Origin of the sequence: Paenibacillus lutimineralis (assembly GCF_003991425.1) — a bacterium.
GTDB lineage: Bacteria > Bacillota > Bacilli > Paenibacillales > Paenibacillaceae > Fontibacillus > Fontibacillus lutimineralis.
Genome location: NZ_CP034346.1, coordinates 256,377 through 275,036 on the forward strand (window position 1 = coordinate 256,377; position 18,660 = coordinate 275,036).

Annotated in this window: 22 protein-coding genes; 11 read left to right on the forward strand and 11 right to left on the reverse strand. The window is 44.4% G+C overall.

Translation table 11 applies throughout. The annotated features are described in order from the left end of the window. The 3 genes from EI981_RS01200 to EI981_RS01210 all read right to left on the reverse strand — a co-directional run bounded on the left by EI981_RS01200 (position 1) and on the right by EI981_RS01210 (position 2,063). Positions 1 to 327, reverse strand: coding sequence for a hypothetical protein (locus tag EI981_RS01200; RefSeq protein WP_126994716.1), 327 nt, complete (start codon positions 325 to 327; stop codon positions 1 to 3). Between the two features lie 76 nt (positions 328 to 403). Further along, positions 404 to 1,507 carry a hypothetical protein gene (locus EI981_RS01205; RefSeq protein WP_227011640.1) on the reverse strand — a complete coding sequence of 368 codons (1,104 nt, stop codon included), beginning with the start codon at positions 1,505 to 1,507 and terminating at the stop codon, positions 404 to 406. A 160-nt stretch (positions 1,508 to 1,667) separates the two neighbouring features. Further along, a complete protein-coding gene (locus EI981_RS01210; RefSeq protein ID WP_126994718.1) occupies positions 1,668 to 2,063 on the reverse strand; it encodes a VOC family protein in 396 nt (131 codons plus the stop codon). Between the two features lie 260 nt (positions 2,064 to 2,323). Here EI981_RS01210 and EI981_RS01215 point away from each other — a divergent pair, with 260 nt between their 5' ends. Continuing rightward, complete coding sequence (locus tag EI981_RS01215; protein WP_162616048.1) at positions 2,324 to 4,114, forward strand: cadherin-like beta sandwich domain-containing protein; 1,791 nt, start codon at positions 2,324 to 2,326, stop codon at positions 4,112 to 4,114. 30 nt (positions 4,115 to 4,144) lie between these two features. Further along, positions 4,145 to 5,674 (forward strand): S-layer homology domain-containing protein, encoded by a 1,530-nt coding sequence (locus tag EI981_RS01220; protein ID WP_126994722.1) that lies wholly within the window; start codon positions 4,145 to 4,147, stop codon positions 5,672 to 5,674. A gap of 102 nt (positions 5,675 to 5,776) precedes the next feature. Here EI981_RS01220 and EI981_RS01225 read toward each other — a convergent pair whose 3' ends face one another. Together EI981_RS01225 and rnhA are read right to left on the reverse strand one after the other, a co-directional pair. Further along, complete coding sequence (locus EI981_RS01225) at positions 5,777 to 6,115, reverse strand: hypothetical protein (RefSeq protein WP_126994724.1); 339 nt, start codon at positions 6,113 to 6,115, stop codon at positions 5,777 to 5,779. A 41-nt stretch (positions 6,116 to 6,156) separates the two neighbouring features. After that, a complete protein-coding gene (rnhA, locus tag EI981_RS01230) occupies positions 6,157 to 6,801 on the reverse strand; it encodes a ribonuclease H (protein ID WP_126994726.1) in 645 nt (214 codons plus the stop codon). Positions 6,802 to 6,997: 196 nt separating this feature from the next. Between rnhA and EI981_RS01235 the strand changes: the two genes are divergently transcribed. Continuing rightward, positions 6,998 to 7,672 (forward strand): uracil-DNA glycosylase, encoded by a 675-nt coding sequence (locus tag EI981_RS01235; RefSeq protein WP_127004233.1) that lies wholly within the window; start codon positions 6,998 to 7,000, stop codon positions 7,670 to 7,672. 99 nt (positions 7,673 to 7,771) lie between these two features. On the opposite strand, the gene EI981_RS01240 is transcribed toward EI981_RS01235, so the two are convergent. The 5 genes from EI981_RS01240 to EI981_RS01260 all read right to left on the reverse strand — a co-directional run bounded on the left by EI981_RS01240 (position 7,772) and on the right by EI981_RS01260 (position 11,040). Beyond that, on the reverse strand, positions 7,772 to 8,161 hold the full coding sequence (locus EI981_RS01240) for a carboxymuconolactone decarboxylase family protein (protein ID WP_126994728.1): 390 nt from the start codon (positions 8,159 to 8,161) through the stop codon (positions 7,772 to 7,774). 73 nt (positions 8,162 to 8,234) lie between these two features. Continuing rightward, positions 8,235 to 8,909, reverse strand: a complete 675-nt coding sequence (locus tag EI981_RS01245; protein WP_227011641.1) for a Crp/Fnr family transcriptional regulator — start codon at positions 8,907 to 8,909, stop codon at positions 8,235 to 8,237. 11 nt (positions 8,910 to 8,920) lie between these two features. Further along, a complete protein-coding gene (locus tag EI981_RS01250) occupies positions 8,921 to 9,238 on the reverse strand; it encodes a hypothetical protein (RefSeq protein WP_126994732.1) in 318 nt (105 codons plus the stop codon). 116 nt (positions 9,239 to 9,354) lie between these two features. Then, positions 9,355 to 10,044 carry an SGNH/GDSL hydrolase family protein gene (locus EI981_RS01255; RefSeq protein WP_126994734.1) on the reverse strand — a complete coding sequence of 230 codons (690 nt, stop codon included), beginning with the start codon at positions 10,042 to 10,044 and terminating at the stop codon, positions 9,355 to 9,357. Between the two features lie 375 nt (positions 10,045 to 10,419). Continuing rightward, positions 10,420 to 11,040 carry a cysteine hydrolase family protein gene (locus EI981_RS01260; protein WP_126994736.1) on the reverse strand — a complete coding sequence of 207 codons (621 nt, stop codon included), beginning with the start codon at positions 11,038 to 11,040 and terminating at the stop codon, positions 10,420 to 10,422. A 325-nt stretch (positions 11,041 to 11,365) separates the two neighbouring features. Between EI981_RS01260 and EI981_RS01265 the strand changes: the two genes are divergently transcribed. Continuing rightward, positions 11,366 to 11,929: a tyrosine-type recombinase/integrase gene (locus tag EI981_RS01265; protein WP_126994738.1), complete on the forward strand. Its 564-nt coding sequence runs from the start codon at positions 11,366 to 11,368 to the stop codon at positions 11,927 to 11,929. A 72-nt stretch (positions 11,930 to 12,001) separates the two neighbouring features. Here EI981_RS01265 and EI981_RS01270 read toward each other — a convergent pair whose 3' ends face one another. Continuing rightward, on the reverse strand, positions 12,002 to 12,685 hold the full coding sequence (locus EI981_RS01270; protein ID WP_126994740.1) for a universal stress protein: 684 nt from the start codon (positions 12,683 to 12,685) through the stop codon (positions 12,002 to 12,004). A gap of 134 nt (positions 12,686 to 12,819) precedes the next feature. On the opposite strand from EI981_RS01270, the gene EI981_RS01275 reads away from it, so the two are divergent. From EI981_RS01275 to EI981_RS01305, 7 genes are read left to right on the forward strand one after another with little or no spacing between them, the layout of a single operon-like run. Then, positions 12,820 to 15,231: a Na+/H+ antiporter subunit A gene (locus EI981_RS01275; protein WP_126994742.1), complete on the forward strand. Its 2,412-nt coding sequence runs from the start codon at positions 12,820 to 12,822 to the stop codon at positions 15,229 to 15,231. Next, positions 15,218 to 15,640 carry a Na(+)/H(+) antiporter subunit B gene (locus tag EI981_RS01280; RefSeq protein ID WP_068779223.1) on the forward strand — a complete coding sequence of 141 codons (423 nt, stop codon included), beginning with the start codon at positions 15,218 to 15,220 and terminating at the stop codon, positions 15,638 to 15,640. Before EI981_RS01275 ends, EI981_RS01280 begins: the two co-directional genes overlap by 14 nt. Position 15,641: 1 nt before the next feature. Continuing rightward, entirely contained in the window at positions 15,642 to 15,980 is a 339-nt protein-coding gene (locus EI981_RS01285) for a Na(+)/H(+) antiporter subunit C (RefSeq protein ID WP_126994744.1), read from the forward strand. Continuing rightward, positions 15,973 to 17,448 (forward strand): Na+/H+ antiporter subunit D, encoded by a 1,476-nt coding sequence (locus EI981_RS01290; protein ID WP_126994746.1) that lies wholly within the window; start codon positions 15,973 to 15,975, stop codon positions 17,446 to 17,448. The genes EI981_RS01285 and EI981_RS01290 overlap by 8 nt, the downstream gene beginning before the upstream one ends. 15 nt (positions 17,449 to 17,463) lie before the next feature. Continuing rightward, positions 17,464 to 17,943, forward strand: coding sequence for a Na+/H+ antiporter subunit E (locus EI981_RS01295; RefSeq protein WP_068779226.1), 480 nt, complete (start codon positions 17,464 to 17,466; stop codon positions 17,941 to 17,943). After that, positions 17,940 to 18,221, forward strand: a complete 282-nt coding sequence (locus EI981_RS01300) for a Na(+)/H(+) antiporter subunit F1 (RefSeq protein WP_068779227.1) — start codon at positions 17,940 to 17,942, stop codon at positions 18,219 to 18,221. The genes EI981_RS01295 and EI981_RS01300 overlap by 4 nt, the downstream gene beginning before the upstream one ends. Next, a complete protein-coding gene (locus EI981_RS01305; protein WP_126994748.1) occupies positions 18,205 to 18,606 on the forward strand; it encodes a Na+/H+ antiporter subunit G in 402 nt (133 codons plus the stop codon). The genes EI981_RS01300 and EI981_RS01305 overlap by 17 nt, the downstream gene beginning before the upstream one ends. Positions 18,607 to 18,660: the final 54 nt, after the last annotated feature.

Consider the following 18,660-nt stretch of genomic DNA (forward strand, 5'->3'; position numbering starts at 1 on the left):
TCACATCCCCAAGCTGGCCGTATTCATGATCGTCAGCGCTAGAATCCGCGCTCTCCGGCGAAGAAGTAGTGCCCAGGACGCCAATAAAATAGCGGTGCCAAGACTGACCACGCCGATATCGAGGACAAGCGCGCCGGCAAACAGAAATTTGAGCAACGCCTTGGCGAAGCCAACAACACCTTCTCTGAAAAGAACGGAATCGGTATACTTGGCGAAGAGATACATATTTAACATGAAATAGAACAGAAACAACACCAAGTCGAGACGTAGAGAATCGATTTGCCTACCGTCTCGACGGACCGTCGCAAAGAAGACACTAGGTGCCACACCTCTCTTAAAAAATACTAGAAATTCTTTTTTACTTGATAGTATCGACTTGTTTGTTCGATCTTGATGTTAGGTCTCACTCTGTTGCAAACTCCTCCGTTGACGGATTTCCTCTCCATACATACCCATCGGAGCGGTAGTAAGTTCTTATGACGGAGCCGTCTGTTCTTGTAATGTCCATTATAAAAACCTGTTCCTTTTCTATCAGCATGGGATAATTGTCGTAAGGCAGCAGATCGCCTGTTTTCGGTCTATCCTTGAAATCGTCATATGCGTTTTCTAAACGCCAGAACTCCCTGGATGCAAAATCTTTAAACCCAGTCATGTCCTGCTTTCCGAAATATGATGCCTTATAATTTTTTCCACTAACCTCGATTGTATCTACTCTGTATGGGTCAATGTCCTTTGCCAAACTAGATAAATCCTCCGATCGGATCGCATCGCCATAATGCTCCATTAGTTGATTCGCCATGCTTGGAACAGTATTAGTGGAGTTCAAAGAATTAAGTCCAGTGTGGGATGATCCATAAATCCCCATAATACTCTCACCGCTCAGTTTATCAAATTCGTAAATAAAGTTCTCACTCATCATGTTTTCGCGATACGCCTCATCGGAGTTTTCGTAATAATATATCCCCTGTTCAATGACTTTCTGCACGAACTGGTATTGCTCAGAATCCTCCAGTTTGCTTTTTTGAAGCTGGTTCATAAATCGTTCACCAGTACTAGAGTACTGGTGTCCGACATCAGTCCCGTGGAAGACTGTTTGGGGGCACTCGCGTTTTATCTTCTGATAAAATGCTTTTGAATAAGGGTTGTGTGAGGCTGTGCCCTTCCAATCATCAAAGATTTCATCAAGTATATCGTCGTTATCCGACTGCATCCACATGTTCAAAAATTCGGCGGTATAGTAAGGAAGTTCAACAAATAAATGCTGCATGTTTTCGTTGTGGTAGTGTTCGTACCACAATTCAAATTCTTTATCCAATATCTTTTCTACGCCATGCTGTTCCCCATATAGGTAAATCTGCGCAGTTGAATGTGACAAGGGCATGGTCGATGAGGATGGGGATACCCCACCCCGCGCAGGACTTTTTGAACAAGCCGTCAGCGCAAGTATCACAACCAATACAATAAACGCAAGGATATTTGCATTTTTCATCAACTTACCAAATCGCATAATATGACCTCCTTTAGCCACCTAAAAGCTAATGCGTCGTTCCTTTATAACTTAATTTAGATATTTAATGATCAGATTACTATTGTATACTTCACATTCCTATGAATATATTGAAACCCCGACCTTAAGCAGTCGGGGTTTTCGATGTGTGAGGTTACATTTATTTCGCGTTCTTGTCGGGCTGATGAATACCGAATGTATTTCCTTCTGTATCGATGTAATACCCTTGCCAAGCCATTCCGGGTAACGCGTACTTGGGCAATGCGAGCTTGCCTCCAAGATTAAGAATTTTTGCCTCGGTTGAGTCGTAATCTTCCACTCCTATAGTACATGCATAGCCGTTCATAGGCTGACCGGGTTGTGGGGAAGCACCGTGACGTTTCATCAAAGCGCCGTTGATTCCTAATTCATTTTCATCGCCTGTCACAGCTCCGAAATAGGGCATTCCAGCATAGTCGCTCCAATCCTCAAACGTCCATTCAAATACCTCTCCATAAAATTTTTTAGCGCGTTCCATATCATCGACATGAATCTCGAAGTGAACTAATCTACCCATGATTACCTCCTATGTTTTGGTTTCCTTGCAATTTTTATATTGTTTTATTGGCTATATTCATCTTTATCTCCTTCTAACTAGCACAATATACCATTTTGTAACATGACAAAAATACTGACGATACTCACTATTTAATAGTCGCTTTTTGTAATATATTAATTTGAAGTTATAGGAAGCTGATGGGATTCTTTATAAGAAAGGACGAAAGAGCGGTGACGAAAATAAGTAGGAAATTAGCGGTAGTAGTTTTAGCTATTCTTTTGACTACGGGCATAATTCCGGTGAAGTTCGGCGTAGGCATTGGTGACATGTCTGCCGTTGCAGCGGCTGTAAGTATCACCGGTCAGGATGGGATAGGATATAGCGGCCCCATAGCAGCGAATGAAGTGGTGGGGACCACTTTTACAGGGTATCAGGATTGGCCAAGCGGATTTACAAGGGGATTCTCTGCCTTTGCCGGAGGTGTCTATGACGGCACGAATATATGGATGATCCCTTACAATGCCGACCGATTGATCAAGGTCAATCCATCCACTGGGGAAATGACGGGATATAGCAATTGGCCCGCCGACCTCACGAGGGGGAGCGATGCCTTTGCTGGAGGCGTTTATGACGGAACTAACATATGGCTCATTCCATTTAGTGCAAATCAGGTCGTTAAAGTTAACGCGACTACCGGTGCTATGACAGGGTATAGTGGTTGGCCAAATGGATTGAGAGGCAGCGATCAATTTATAGGGGGCGCTTTTGATGGTACCAACATATGGCTCACCCCCTATTCCGGCAGTCGTTTGATCAAGGTGGATACAATGACTGGAGCCATGACCAGTTATAATAGTTGGCCAAGCGGTACAACCCTTGGCAGTTATCCATTCTATGGTTCTATTTTCGATGGCACTAGTCTTTGGCTGATTCCGAGTGGAGCCAATCGACTAATCAAAGTTGACCCGGCAACCGGGGACATGACTGGATTCAACAATTGGCCGAGCGGGTTCACCAAAGGTTCGGATGCCTTCTGGGGAGGCGTCTTTGATGGAACGAATATTTGGCTGATCCCGAATAATGCCACTCATGTGGTTAAGGTCAATACGGCAACCGGAGTCATGACTGGATACAACGAATGGCCTAGCAGATTTACAAAAGGGAGCGGCGCCTTTGCAGGCGGCGTGTATGATGGTACGAATATATGGTTGGTGCCGTTGTCGGCTAGTATTTTGGTTAAGATCAATGCCGCGACTGGAGAAATGACTGGATTCAACAATTGGCCAAGCGGCTTTACGAAAGGCAGCAATGCGTTTCTGGGCGGCGTGTATGATGGTGAAAATGTTTGGATGATTCCGTTTTATGCCGACCGTCTGATGAAATTCGGGGATAGCTCGGATTTGAGTGGACTGACGCTCAGTGCCGGTATATTGTCGCCGACATTCAGTGCGGGGACAACGGACTATACGGCAAGTGTAGGTAATGAAGTGACAAACATAGATGTTACGCCCTCGCTAGCGGATGCGGCTGCAACGGTGACGGTGAACGGTATGTTGGCCACAGATGGTCAGCCACAATCGTTAGCACTGAACGTTGGGGACAACACGGTAACGATTACGATTACAACAAGTAACGGTCATACGAAAACTTACACTGTCACGGTGACGCGGGCAGCGGCGGCAAGCGCCGATTTGAGCAGCCTCATGCTAAGTAGCGGTATGTTGTCGCCGACATTCAGCGCGGGGACAACGGACTATACGGCAAGCGTCAGCCATGAAGTAACGAGCGTCGACGTCACGCCGACGGCGGCGGACACCGGCGCCACGATCACAGTGAACGGAGCGGCTGTCGCGAGTGGTCAATCGCAAGCAACGGCGCTGAACGTTGGAGACAACGCGATCACGGTTCAAGTCACCGCGAAGGATGGCATTACGAATAAAAACTACGATGTCACGGTAACGCGAGCGACATACGGTAGTGCCGATTTAAGCGGACTGGGGCTGAGCGCAGGCACATTGTCGCCCGCATTCAGTGCAGCGACAACGAACTATGGCAAGCGTAGGGAATGAAGTGGCGAGCATCGACGTTATCCCGACGGTGTGGTGGATGCTAATGCAACGATCACAGTGAATGGTTCGGCCGTTACAAACGGACAAGCTATAACGACGGCGCTGAACGTTGGGGCCAACACGATCACGGTTCAAGTCACCGGAAAGAACGGCACCACTCAGAAGAGCTACAGCATCACGGTAACGCGGGTGAATAACACGGATAACGGAAACAATAATAACGGCAATAACGGTAGTAACAGTAATAACAGCAGCAATAGTAATAACAGCAACAGTGGCGGGACTCAAGGTACAATCAGCACGGATACGTATACGCCAATACTAATCAACGGCAAAGGGATGGACGTTGGAAGGTTAACAACTTCACAAAGGAATGAGCAGACTGTTACTACTATAACCATCGATCCAAGCAAGTTCGGTGAGGTACTAAAGCTTAACGGTGAACGCTCCGTTGTGACGATCCCGTTCAACAGCGATTCCGATGTTTTGATAGGTGAGTTAAATGGCCTTCTAATTAAAATGATGGAAGAACATAATTTTGATCTGGAAATCAAGTCAGAAGACGCCAGCTACAGAATTCCAGCTCAGCAAATTAATATTGATGCCATTTCACGACAAGCTGGGACGTCGGTGGCGCTCAAAGATATAACAGTTCAGGTGGAAATAGCCTCATCCACTAAGGAAAACGTCAAGTTCGCCCAAGATGCAGCCCAAAATTCGAACGTTACCCTGATCGTTCCACCGTTTGATTTTACTGTGAGAGCCATCTATGGCAATCAACAGGTAGAGGTGGCCGAGTTTAATGCTTATATCGAGCGTTTGATCGCTATACCGGATAGCGTCGATCCGAGCCGAATTACGACAGGCGTAGTTATCAATACGGATGGAACGCTTCGTCATGTGCCTACAAAGCTGATTCAGGAAGAGGGCAAATATTTTGCAATCATCAGTAGCTTAACGAATAGTACTTATTCGTTAATATCGAACAATGTGGAATTTAATGATGTCGCCCATCATTGGGGCAAGCAAGCGATTAACGACATGGGTTCGCGTTTGATCGTGCAAGGTACAGGAGAGGGGATATTCAGCCCTGACAAACCGATAACTCGAGCCGAATTCGCGGCAATTGTCATACGAGGACTAGGCTTACAGCCAGGAACTGACGCTACAGGCTTTGTGGATGTACAAGCTTCGGATTGGTATAGCGATGCAGTCGGGACTGCGAGACAGTATCAATTAATTACCGGATTTGAAGATGGCAGCTTCCGACCGATGGAGATGATCACACGCGAGCAAGCAATGATAATCATTTCTAAGGCAATGACGCTTACTGGATTAAAGAATCGGCTGCCGGTTCAGGAAGCAAACGTAACGCTTCAATCATTCACAGATGGCGGACAAGTATCCGCATGGGCGCAGGGCGATGTAGCAGCCTGTATCCTGGCGGGAGTTGTCACGGGTAGAAGCGACGCTACCATTGCTTCGAAGGCAGACGTTACTAGAGCCGAAGTAACGATCATGCTGCAACAATTGTTGAAGAAATCTGATCTGATCTTATAGGTGAAGCATCATCATGCCATTAGAAAAGCGACCGTTACTGGTCGCTTTTTTGTTCCTTTGTATTTAGTGGTTAAGCCGCCATACGGGTAGGTGTCATATCCTCTACGAATTTGTCTTTTTCAAAAGTTCCTTTATTTCACGAACTTGTTCCTCAGTCATTTGTTGCGATTGATAAATTGTATTTAGCTGTTCTTCTACTTTTTCTAGTCGAAGTTGGGCTTCTTGCTGGATTTTCTCGGTGTTCTTTTGCGTTTTGGAGTTATCCATAATGACCAGAATTGTGAGTCCTGCACTAAAAATTGTGAGTCCTCTAGCAATTTGATTCAAATCTAGTTGATTCATGGCGAATAGGCAATCGGCAAGTCCTGCTCCTATCAATATGCCGCCGATCGTTACAATCCCAGTCCATTTCCACTTATCGGGGATAATATTGTGCTTCATCAAGAGAGATCTCCTTCAGCTAGTACTATATAACTTACTGATCACTTTCGGCCGAAATCTGCTTTGATCTCGCCCCAGGCTTCGGTATTCCATTTCAATACCTTGTTTTTATAAGTGTTTGAACGGAGCCAATTCAGAGCTCGGTCTGCAAGCTCCCAAATCTCTTTCGTAGAAGGGTCTCTTACAAGATTAGAGTTGATTTCTTTCTTTTTTAGCCAGCTAAGAGCGGTTCTAGAGTCTGAGTAGACGGTCTTGTTGCTGCCCTTTTCCTTTAAATAGGCTAGTCCGTGAATAATCGCAATGAATTCTCCGAGATTATTGGTACCTTTTTGTATGGGACCGTGATAAAAGAGGAGTTCGCCTGTTTGTGTATCTACGCCTTTATATTCAACGATCCCTGGATTTCCACTGCAACCGACATCGACACTTATGCTATCCATATCTATGTTTTCAGTTTGATTTTTTATGAGTGATTCTTGTTTCTGCTGGACGGGCTTAGCAGTGCCTTTTTGTCCCCAATGCTTTTGCCATCCATCATGGAAGGCTTGCTCGGCCTCTTTTTTAGAACTAAATGACTTATACTTTGCATCAACATATTGATTGGTTTGTTCCTGACATTCGGCCCACGTATGATATATTCCAGGTTTCCTGCCTGCCCAGACCACATAAAATTTTTGCTTTGACACAATTCCACCTTCTCAACTTCAAAATTTGAAAATAAACTATTGCAGGCTTAGCTTCGACAGAAATCTGCTTAACTCCTTTTATTTTATAATATGAACGGTCTATATCTATCTATATACATCCCGATTGAACGAGAAAAGAGCCGCTATGATATAATTTAGTTATATTTATTCACTGGCGGGAGGATAAAACTTGAAAATGGCTATATTGAAGAATGACTGGGCGTCTGAACTGGAGCAGGAATTTTCTGAGCCATACTATTTAAACCTACGGCATTTTCTGAAGGACGAGTATCAGTCAAAAACTATTTTTCCGGATAAATACGATATTTTTAATGCTTTGCACTATACATCGCTGGCTGATACGAGGGTGGTCATCTTAGGGCAGGATCCGTATCATGGACCGGGACAGGCTCACGGCCTAAGCTTCTCTGTGAAAGAGGGTGTAAGCACACCTCCATCCTTGCAAAATATGTTCAAAGAGCTTCGCGATGATCTGGGCTGCTATATCCCTAACAACGGTCATCTGGTGAAGTGGGCGCAGCAAGGAGTACTGCTACTAAACACGGTGCTTACGGTAAGGGCGCATGAGGCGAATTCTCATAAAAGCCAGGGTTGGGAGAGCTTTACGGATAGAGTTATTGAGACAGTTAACCGGAAAGAAGAGCCTGTCGTGTTCCTATTATGGGGAAGTCATGCTCAGAAGAAGGCGGAGCTTATTACAAACCCACGGCATAAGATTTTTCGTTCGCCGCATCCGAGTCCGCTGTCTGCCCATCGGGGATTTTTTGGCAGCAAGCCGTTTTCTCGTACTAATGAATTTCTACGCGAGATGGGGCTTCCAGAAATTGATTGGCAAATACCGAACTTGTAAGAATAGGCCTCTTCTAAAAACCAACAACACTCTGACCGCAGAAGGTCAGGGTGTTGTTTTTTGTAGAGCAGAACGGAATGGTGTTCATTTCCTGGTAGATTAGCAGAAGCAGCTGGGATGGTTAGGATGTTCAGGATTTATTGGTGTTTCCTGATTCTCCGGCTTGGCCTCGTCAAATGACGGCAACAAATGAGTTGCATGGCTTAAGATTGCTCCAGCGCGAGTAGAGGTTGCAACCAGTACGGCCTCAAAGGCCTCCTCCCGTGTACCTCCAAGGGCTTTTAATCTTTTTGCATGTTCATCAATACAATAGGGACAACCTGTGACATGAGCAACGGCCAGTGCAATCAGTTCTTTCGTTTTTAAGGAGAGGGTGTTCATTTCCTGGTAGATCTCATTTTCAAAAGCTAAAAATAATTTGGAAGCTGACGGAGCAAGACGAATGAGTTCAGGTAATCTCTTAAGGTTGGAGCTCTCGTAGTAATTCATACAAGTTCACCTCAAAATTAAGATTTGTTTGTATTCATCGTAGCAGTGTCTCGTCATGTCTTCCGTAACAAAGTCACATTGCTTCGTCGCTCAGGATTTGAAGCAGGCGGCCTCGATCTACAATTTGTAGATAGCCTCTTCGTGAGACGAGGATATTTTTGTTGGCGAAATCTTTCAGGGCACGGCTGATTACCTCTCGAGCGGTTCCTAATTCGATGGCTAATTGTTCGTGAGTTATTTTTATGATCGCATCATGTGCAGTAGATTGATTTATCAGAAAATCTGCGATTCGATAGGATATGGACCTAAACGCAACATTCTCTAATAGATCCATAACACTAGTTATTCTTTGAATAATTTGCTTGAAGACAAACTGTTTCGGCGGCTCGTATGTATCGATCCATCTCTTAAATAGTTGCACTGGAACTAGAAGGACCTCGGTTTCGACCTCGATGGATGCAGAAGCTTCATAGGTGACCTCGCCTAAAATGCTGGCCATCATAAGAACACAGCTCTGTCCGTCTTGCACACGGTATAGGGTTACTTCTCGCCCCTGTTCGCTGACCTTGTATATTCGCACCGAACCTTTCAGAATGAACATGGCATGCTGCAGCAAATGCCCCTCGCGTATAGAGTGGGGAGTATTGGAAGTTACAGTTCTTATTTCGGCTTGTGACCAATCTTTTTCAGGGATGGAGGATAAGAACGGAAGGATAAGGGAAATCCGTTGGATGTCGGAAGGTAGCATCATATAACCTCCTAACTGTGGGTTCTCTGAAGAAGAAATTCAATTATAATGAACGCGAGTACCCATAATAGTGGCAGATTTGCCATAACATAAGCCCATCTAAAGGAGAGACGTTTGTAAAACATCCAGCAAAAATAAGACAGAAATGGACCGAGCGGATAACTGACTATAATCAGCAAATAGGCATTCACGTACCATTTCAGGGCTGGATCGATGGGAGCACCGGATGAAAAGGCAGCGCCGATGAGCATCATAGGATATAACAGTAGAGCCAGGCTATAGAAGATGTTTAGAATAAGCAATATCGTAAATGCTTTTTGATTTTTCAACAAGAGTCCTCCCGGTGGGAATATATATTTTAATGTTACATGCTATTATAGGGTTGCTTGGAAAATTTGACAATCCGTGCAAATATCTTAAATAAGCCATATAAAAACCACTAAACTTAGCGTTTAGTGGTTCTTTTTCGGGCAGAGATACGGCCGTAAGTTTGACTTTGTGGGAAAAGGTACGGGGCGAGTCGCGATGCAATAACTCGATGTCCCCGATCATTGGGATGGATAGGCAGCTGTCCGCTTAACGCGTCTTCTATTTTTCCATTTTGATATCCGTAGATAAGTTCTGCCTGTCTTCCTTCAAACCACTTATGGGCGGGGGCTACAGTGACATTAAAGTGCTGGGCCAGTTCGGTTATGATTTGGTTGAGCCCACTGATCGATTCGACTGCAAGAGGGCTGTTCGGAAATGGATTGTACTGCGTGCAGCAAATGACCCGAGCGCGGCATCCTTTTCTGATATAAGTAAAAATGGCGCCTAAATTACGTCTATAGCTGGTAACAAATTGTTTTACGGCTAGTGGTTTGTTGCTTTTGAGCGAAGACAGTGCCGCATTGGCCAAGTCTACGCCTCCAATCCATACAGATACGACAGAGGCAGATTGGATGATAGGGCCTCCCCGCCATATCACAGCGTCCAATAGATCATGGCTGTTCCAGCCAGGATGGGCAAGAACGAACCCGCGAACCTTGCATGAATCTGAATTCATTGCAGATACGGCCAATCTGGGATAAGCCTTAGCCAGTGAAGAGGCATTCTCCCCATAGGTGATGGAATCTCCAAGAGCTGTATAGATCATAAGAAATCATCAACCCCACTCTTAATCATATATGCAACGTGATTAGTACATCTTGGAGATATTATATTGCAACAATGAACCGGTTGTTTGGACTAACGCGAGCTTTTACCATTGTGGTGTTTGGCCTCGGAACAAGGGGATGACTATATATTGAACAGCAAAAGCGACCAATAAGGTCGCTTAGGTCACCAGCCGAAAGTTATACATATTATTAACGCGAGCAACCATAGTAGTGGTAGATTCGCGATGATACAACGGATAACTGATTAGAATGGTTGCAAAGGCATAGTCGGCCCAGCTCAAGGTTCTACCGACGGTACCATCACCTGAAAAGACAACGATGATGAGCATTATAGGATATGACAATAAAATTTGTTATTTTACATGACTTGGAGGCTCACTTGGAATTGATATTAAATCAGTCCTCGTTAAGACGGCTCGGTCCCGGGATCCAGGACTGTTGAGGAGATGCCATGCGGTGTACTGTTCGGGGTATAGATTGGCCGCAGACATTCCATCAACGGGAACCGCAACATTGTATCCACGGAATGCAGCGGCTACCGCTGTATGGAGAACAGCTCCGTTCGCTGCGAAGCCAGTGACAATGACATTCTGAATATGGTGTTTACGTAAAATATCTTCTAAGTCAGTCCCGTAGAATTTATCTACGTTCGATTTTACGATGGGATCTGTAGTGTAAGGACTTAATTGCTGATTAATGTCAGAAACATTCCCTGTATGGGTAAGACTATAGACAACTAACATTCCTGCCTGACGTGCCTTATTCAATAAGCTCTTGATTCTAGGAATGGACGCGATACAGCGATGCTTGTTACATATCGAATTCTCCATATCTAAGATAAGGAGTGCAGTACTTTTGGGATCAACGTAGATGGATTTTAACTCCGGTGCAGGTGGGGGGATTACGGCATTCCATTCGTCGATGATGGTATGGTCAACTCTCCAATTGCCGCATAAGGAACAATGATACCTCATAACAATCCTCCTAGATCGTTCTATGCATTAGCCTATGTGGCGAGTGAGAAAAGGTGTCTGGAAGGTGAACAATAGGTCTCAACGTAGCGAAGGACTCGCCGACCATATTGCTCGTTTGGATTAAGCCAATATCATATTGACCATTATAGGACCACCATTATGGTGGTCTTTTTGCGCTCTAAGAGGCCATTTTTGTGCGATTTTGAGTAGTAAATTGTTTTATTTTGGAAATAAAATCCAGTAAAGCGAAGTGGTTTTTGGTTTGTTATGTTACTTAATATATGTTAAACTTCAGTTATGTAACATTATTTCGGGGGGATACCCAGTGCAATATGTAAATCCGATTCGAGACGTTGAGATGATTCAAGCGATGAAAGAGGAGCTGAGAAAGAGTTCAATAAGAGACCTGTTGCTGTTTGTATTAGGAATTAATACAGGTATTAACCTTTTTGATTTACTGCACCTTACTGTACAGGATGTCTGGGACGGCCAGAGTGCTAAACAGTATCTTTATGTTAAGGATGAGAAGACTGGGGAAGAAAAGGCCTATTACCTAAACAGCAAAATTGCAGAGATTTTAGTGGAGTATCTGTCCAGTATGGATTGGAAGGCAGCGGATTACTTGTTCAAGTCGAAGAAAGATTCCCAACCCATTACTCGCCAGCAGGTCTACCGTATTATTAATCATGTAGCTAGGGAGGTAGGAATTTCAGAGAAGATGGGGGCGCATACGCTGAGGAAGACATTTGGTTATCATGCGTATCATAAGGGCATTGCCATTTCCATCATCAAGTCGATTTTGAATCATCATTCTACAGCGGAAACATTGAAATATTTAGGAGTCGATCGTAGCGAGAATCTGCCTATTAAAGTAGATGTGAACTTATAAGGGGTCCGTCTTTCGACATAATAAAAACTCCCCACATTGAATGATGCGGAGAGCTTGAACACAATTCCTTTTTTATTCCTCTACATTGTCTAGATTCATCGCTGGTTGGACATCCACATTTTTTAATTCGGTAACCGTTCCATCGGTAACCAGAACTTGCAGCGTTTCAGCGTCTTTCATAAAGCGGAATATTCCATTATCGAAGTCAGTATCAACTTCTTTGAAGAAGATGCCTTCATATACGGTATCTTTGTCATGATTGAAGCTAAGCTGATATTTATCTCCATCCTTCATCAAATAAGCACGAACACCCTTTTCGTAAATCCCTTCTTCATCCCGGATGTAACGGGCAACAGAAATAATGTGCAAGTCAACGAACGGGATATCACGTACTAAGGAATTGATAATCGATCCTTTTGTGATTTGTTCCCAACGACTATGGGCCGTCTGGCCGAGAACGATCTGTGTAATGTTATGGTCTCTAGCTACTTCTGCAATGACTTTGGAAATAGGGCGACTTTCATTATCCTTGATAATAAATTGTGCGGATTCATGAGAATTAGCGAACTTCTTCCATTGTTCAATATAAAGTACCTTCTCGGCATCGAGTTCATCGAACGGCTTTGGATCAATTGTCAGTATATAGAGTGGGGCCTGGAGCATGTTAGCGATCTTACAACCACGCTTGATTAGCCTCTCTCCATTTGGTCCATAATAAACGCAGACAAGAATACTTTCGTTATACAAATTATTCATTTTTGACTATTTCACCTCAAGTTTAATAGTAAGGCTCCTTTAAACTATGTAAGACTATAATTGATGTTAACCAAAGAGTCAAACCCTAATTAAGACAATAAGATTGATAAAACTCATTAGTGGGGAGGAGTACTTTGATTACGTTCTATAGCTTTGTTTTTCTTCCGTTTATTTTCGCGTTGCTTGTCCCCTTCTTGTATAAGTATTTGAATCGCCAAGTACACACGGGGTGGTTTGTATTATTAGTACCACTAACCATCTTTATCTACCTGCTGAAATATATACCTGGCGTAGCATCTGGGACAACATTTGAATATACCTTGTCATGGATTCCGAGCTTCGGGATTAGTATTACGTCCTACATTGATGGTCTCGGATTACTATTCGCTCTACTTATTACGGGTGTCGGAACCTTAGTTATCATTTATTCTATCTTCTATATGTCTAAGGTTCGGGAGGCTCTCCATAACTTCTATGTATACCTGCTCTTGTTCATGGGCGCGATGCTGGGGCTAGTATTCTCGGATCATTTATTGGTTCTGTATGGGTTCTGGGAATTAACCAGTGTCTCCTCTTTCTTGCTCATTGCCTATTGGTATGAGCGGAAGAGTTCGCGTCAGGGCGCATTGAGGGCGCTATTGATTACTGTATTGGGCGGCTTCGGCATGTTAGCCGGGTTTATTATGCTCATCATGATGGGAGATACCTACAGTATTCGGGAGATCATCGCGAATATGGATGTCATACAGGGGCATGCACTGTTCATTCCTGCGCTGCTTTGTATTTTGTTAGGAGCTTTTACGAAGTCAGCTCAGTTTCCATTTGGAATATGGCTGCCGGGTGCGATGGAGGCACCAACTCCTGTAAGTAGTTATCTCCATTCTGCGACGATGGTCAAAGCAGGCATTTATTTAGTAGCGAGAATGACTCCGATTTTTGGCGGCAGCGCTGTGTGGTTCTGGCTTGTATCTGGAATTGGACTCGTTACGCTTCTCTATGGTTCATTGACAGCGCTGAGACAGACGGATTTGAAGGCGCTACTGGCCTATTCTACAATTAGCCAATTAGGGCTGATCATGAGCTTATTGGGTATTGGCTCTTTAGCGGTCTATTTTGGACCCGGAGAGACTGGAAAGGTGTTCATGGTGGCTACATTCGCTGCCTTATTCCATTTGTTCAATCACTCTACCTTTAAAGGCAGCTTGTTTATGGTCGTCGGGATTATTGACCATGAGACGGGTCGTCGGGATATTCGCTATTTAGGCGGTCTCATGCAAGTGATGCCGATCACGTTCACGATTGCACTGGTCGGTGGCTTGTCTATGGCAGGATTACCGCCATTTAACGGATTTTTGAGTAAGGAAATGTTCTTTGCCGCGGTGAATGACGTATCCCAAGCCGGCATTTTCGGATTGAGCAAGATCGGTATGTTGTTTCCGATCATTGCCTGGGTAGCCAGCATATTTACGTTCGTCTACTGCATGATCTTCATTTTCAAAACCTTTGGCGGGGTGTATCGTCCCGAGAAGCTGACGCGACAAGTGCATGAGGCTCCTCTCGGTATGTTGATCTCTCCAATCATATTAGGCTTGTTAGTTATATTCATTTTCTTCTTCCCGAATGTGTTGGGGGAATACATTCTTACCCCGGCTTTGACTGCGATTTTACCTATGATTCCAATTTCTGACTATGATGTAAAAATAAGCGCATGGCATGGACTGAATATAGAGCTCATCATGACAATCGGGGTAGTGGTTATCGGCCTCCTTCTCTTCAAAACAGCGAAGCGGTGGATTCAGACCATGCGAAATTACCCTCATGGGCTAACGTTGAATCATTTATACAATGTGAGCTTATCGGGTACTGAGAGGCTGTCGGCTTCTCTAACCAATCGATATATGACAGGATCGCTGAGACATTATTTGATCTACATCTTTTCGTTCTTCGTCATATTACTGATGGGCTCGCTTCTGCTGCTCCATGGCATCCAGTTTGATTTCTCTAATGACGCTGCGATTAGTATTTATGAAGCTGGCCTCGTGATCGCAATGATTATCGCCTCATTAACCGTATTGCTTGCCGGTAATCGAATACTGGCGATTGTTGCATTAGGCGCTTTGGGATATATGGTTTCTATGTTCTTTGTGATCTTCCGGGCACCGGATCTGGCACTGACACAAATGGTTGTCGAGACAGTAACAACGGTACTGTTCTTGCTGTGCTTCTACCATCTGCCGAAGATGACGAAGAGGATCGAACGTATTCCTTTTAAGCTGACGAACCTGATCATATCGATCGCTGTGGGATTAACAGTAACCTTATTGGCCTTGTCCGCGAATGGGCATAAGCTGTTTGAACCTATTACATCATTTTTTGAAAATGCGTATGAGTTGGCAGGGGCCAAAAATATTGTTAATGCGATATTAGTGGATTTCCGCGGCTTTGATACGATGCTGGAGATATCCGTTCTAACGATTGCTGGTTTGGGGGTATATATCCTGGTTCACCAGCGCTCTAAAAGGAGGGAACAACGTGAAACCGAATAATGTGATTTTGAGAAGTGTAACCCGAGTCGCTGTCGTCATCATTTTAACCTTCTCATTTTACTTGTTTATGAACGGTCACCATAATCCCGGAGGTGGATTTATTGGCGGGCTGAGCACCGCAGCGGCGATTGTCCTAATGTATCTTTCCTTTGGAGTCGAGAAGGTCAGGGAGAATATACGGATGGATTTCAAGAAGCTTGCTGCCATCGGCGTGCTTATAGCCATTGGAACGGGAACAGTAAGTGTACTGTTTGGCAAGCCGTTCCTGACCCAGACCTTCGGTCATGTTGATTTGCCCATTTTTGGAGATACTGAGCTTGCTTCTGCTTTAATCTTTGATACCGGGGTTGCTCTAGCTGTTATAGGGACCGCAGTCAACATTATTCTAAGCATAAGTGAGGACCGCTAATATGGAGACGCTCATTGTCATACTTGTCGGTATTTTAGTATCCATTGGAACCTATTTAATTCTGTCGAGGCAGTTACTTCGAATTGTGCTTGGATCATCTATTTTGAGCCATGCCGTGAATTTATTGATTATCACTTCAGGAGGTCTGAAGACGGGGAGTCCCCCTCTTCTTGGAGAGAAGGTGGCCACCTATACGGATGCGATCCCGCAAGCATTGATTCTAACAGCCATCGTCATCAATTTCGCTGTGACAGCGGTAGTACTAGTTTTGTGTTATCGTACCTATCAGAACTTCGGGACGGATGACATGGAGCAATTAAGGGGAAATGAGCATGAATAATTTATTGATTACTCCCGTCGTCATTCCTCTGTTTATAGGAATGGTGCTCATCATTTTTCAGAGAAATATTAAGCTTCAGCGGGTGCTTAGCTTGGTTGCCTTACTAGCGACAAGTGTTATATCCGTTCTGTTAATGAATCAGATTAGAAATGACGGTATCCAAACCCTACAGCTGGGTGGTTGGGAAGCGCCGTTTGGCATTAGCTTCGTCGGTGATATGTTCAGCGCGTTGCTGCTGTTGGCAACCTCGGTTGTCTCGATATGCTGTCTGATCTATGCCTTCTCATCGATAGGCCGCAAGCAAGAGAGGCTGTATTTCTATCCGTTATTTCTGTTCTTGGTTACAGGCGTCAACGGCTCGTTTTTAACGGGAGACTTATTTAATTTATATGTCTTTTTTGAAGTGTTCCTGGTTGCCTCTTATGTGTTAATCACGATGGGTGGAGATAAGAGACAGCTTGGGGAGTCGCTCAAATATATTTTTACGAATATTATTTCGTCGGCCTTCTTTCTAATAGGTATTGCTTATTTATACTCTATGACAGGTACACTCAACCTCGCCCATTTGTCGATCCGGATCGCTGAGGTGGGCCAGGACGGGTTAATTACAACCGTCGCCTTTCTATTCTTGATTGTTTTCGCTTTAAAAGCCGGGTTACTGTTGTATTACTGGCTGCCAGGATCTTATAGTGTGCCGCCAACGGCCATTGCGAGCATCTTTGCTGCGCTGCTCACCAAGGTTGGGATCTACGCCATTTTCAGAATGTTCACGCTGATCTTCTATCACGAGCCTCAGATCACTCATCTCCTAATAGGGATATTGGCCGCGATTACAATGGTTTTAGGCGGGCTCGGAGCGATTGGTTATTGGGATTTGCGAAAAATATTAACGTTCAATGTGGTCATCAGTGTCGGATTTATTATGGCTGGACTCGTCACATTAACACCGGCCGGCATCACGGGATCTATCTATTATTTGATTCACGATATGCTGATTAAGGCACTTGTATTTTTGATCGGCGGAACCATTATCCATTTGACGGGAACAAGTAATCTGAAGGATATTAGCGGCTTGATTCGCCTTCATCCCCAGCTAGGCTGGATGTTCTTCATTGCCGCATTGTCCATGGTAGGGATACCGCCGTTAAGTGGGTTCCTGGGTAAAGTGTTTATCACGCAAGGGACCTTTGAAGCCGGTTATTTCTGGCTCGGTGGAATCGGTCTGCTGGCAAGCTTGTTCATTCTGTACTCCATGATCAAGATCTTTATGAATGCTTTCTGGGGGGAGACAACCCTGAGTGCAGAGGAAGAGAAGGGGACAACGAAAGGCTTGCTGCTTCCCATTGCTCTATTGACCATTGCCAGTCTTACTTTAGGAATTGGTGCCGAAGGCCTTGCCGGATATGTGGCTCAAGCCGCAGAGGAATTGTTGAATCCGAGTCTCTATATCAATGCAGTGTTTGACTAAAGGGGGGAGATCACTTTGCCCGTTCAGGTTCTACTCAATATATTTATAGCCTACTTATGGATGTTTCTTCAGGATAGCACGAGCATTATTAACTTTATCAGTGGCTATTTTGTCGGTTTGTTAGTTCTGTTCTTCATGCGTCGGTTCTTTCAAAAGCCGTTCTATCCCTTCACACTGGCTGCGGTCGGCAAGCTGTTAATTATTTTTATTCATGAACTGGCTACTTCCTCGTTGATGGTTATGAAGCATGTACTCCGTCCTAAACTCGATGTTAAACCGGGGATTTTCAAAGTGGAGACGGATTTGGAAGGGGATTTGGAGATTACACTCCTGTCCTTATTGATCTGCTTAACGCCAGGCTCGGTCGTTATGGAGATCACCCCTGATGAGAAAGTGTTGTACGTTCATGGCCTGAATATGCCTGAGTCCAAGGATTCGGTGTTAAAGTCAAAATTAGTGTTTGAGAAAGCGATAAAGGATGTGACGAGAAAATGATCTTTGAAATCATATTAACAATCGCTTTATGTCTGTTAATGCTGGCGATTATGGCTAATTTATATCGGGTTATCAAAGGACCGTCCAGTGCGGATCGGGTTCAAGCCTTAGATTCGATCGGCATTAATCTAATCGCTAGTATTGCCGTGTTCTCTGTGCTATTGCATACCCATGCCTTCTTTGATCTTATTTTGTTGATCGGAATCCTGTCATTTATAGGAACGGTGGCCTTTGCCAGGTTCATTGAAAGAGGTGTTGTCATTGAGCGGAAGCAGTGAAGTCGTCGGTGCGGTCTTTATTCTGATCGGGGCCATCATTAGCTTGATCAGCGCCATCGGGAATGTTCGACTGCCGGATGTGTATACGAGATCTCATGCTGCATCTAAAAGTTCTACGCTTGGGGTGCTATGTACGTTGGTTGGAACATTGTTGTACTTCTTGATTTCCGACGGTTATTTCAGCATCCGCCTTATCTTGGGTATCTTCTTTGTATTTCTAACAGCTCCGGTGGCGGCTCATGTGATCTGCCGGGCAGCCTATCGCCATAAAGTGCCGTTGGCAGAGGAGTCCGCTCAAGATGAATTGAAGGACTATTATATGGAGAATGAGAATCTGGGTACAGATCATAAGGCGAAGTTGATCGAGAAAGAGGCTGGGGTGTAACGTTATAAAAACCACTAAACGTAAAGTTTAGTGGTTTTTATATATGTGCGCCCG

Coding starts and splice junctions, on each gene's coding strand:
- EI981_RS01205 (WP_227011640.1), bottom strand. CDS start 1,507: ATGCGATTTGGTAAGTTGATGAAAAATGCAAATATCCTTGCGTTTATT.
- EI981_RS01245 (WP_227011641.1), bottom strand. CDS start 8,909: ATGCTACCTTCCGACATCCAACGGATTTCCCTTATCCTTCCGTTCTTA.
- EI981_RS01255 (WP_126994734.1), bottom strand. CDS start 10,044: ATGATCTATACAGCTCTTGGAGATTCCATCACCTATGGGGAGAATGCC.
- EI981_RS01285 (WP_126994744.1), top strand. CDS start 15,642: ATGGAGACGCTCATTGTCATACTTGTCGGTATTTTAGTATCCATTGGA.
- EI981_RS01300 (WP_068779227.1), top strand. CDS start 17,940: ATGATCTTTGAAATCATATTAACAATCGCTTTATGTCTGTTAATGCTG.
- EI981_RS01235 (WP_127004233.1), top strand. CDS start 6,998: ATGGCTATATTGAAGAATGACTGGGCGTCTGAACTGGAGCAGGAATTT.
- EI981_RS01290 (WP_126994746.1), top strand. CDS start 15,973: ATGAATAATTTATTGATTACTCCCGTCGTCATTCCTCTGTTTATAGGA.
- EI981_RS01225 (WP_126994724.1), bottom strand. CDS start 6,115: ATGAAGCACAATATTATCCCCGATAAGTGGAAATGGACTGGGATTGTA.
- EI981_RS01240 (WP_126994728.1), bottom strand. CDS start 8,161: ATGAATTACTACGAGAGCTCCAACCTTAAGAGATTACCTGAACTCATT.
- EI981_RS01270 (WP_126994740.1), bottom strand. CDS start 12,685: ATGAATAATTTGTATAACGAAAGTATTCTTGTCTGCGTTTATTATGGA.
- EI981_RS01260 (WP_126994736.1), bottom strand. CDS start 11,040: ATGAGGTATCATTGTTCCTTATGCGGCAATTGGAGAGTTGACCATACC.
- EI981_RS01210 (WP_126994718.1), bottom strand. CDS start 2,063: ATGGGTAGATTAGTTCACTTCGAGATTCATGTCGATGATATGGAACGC.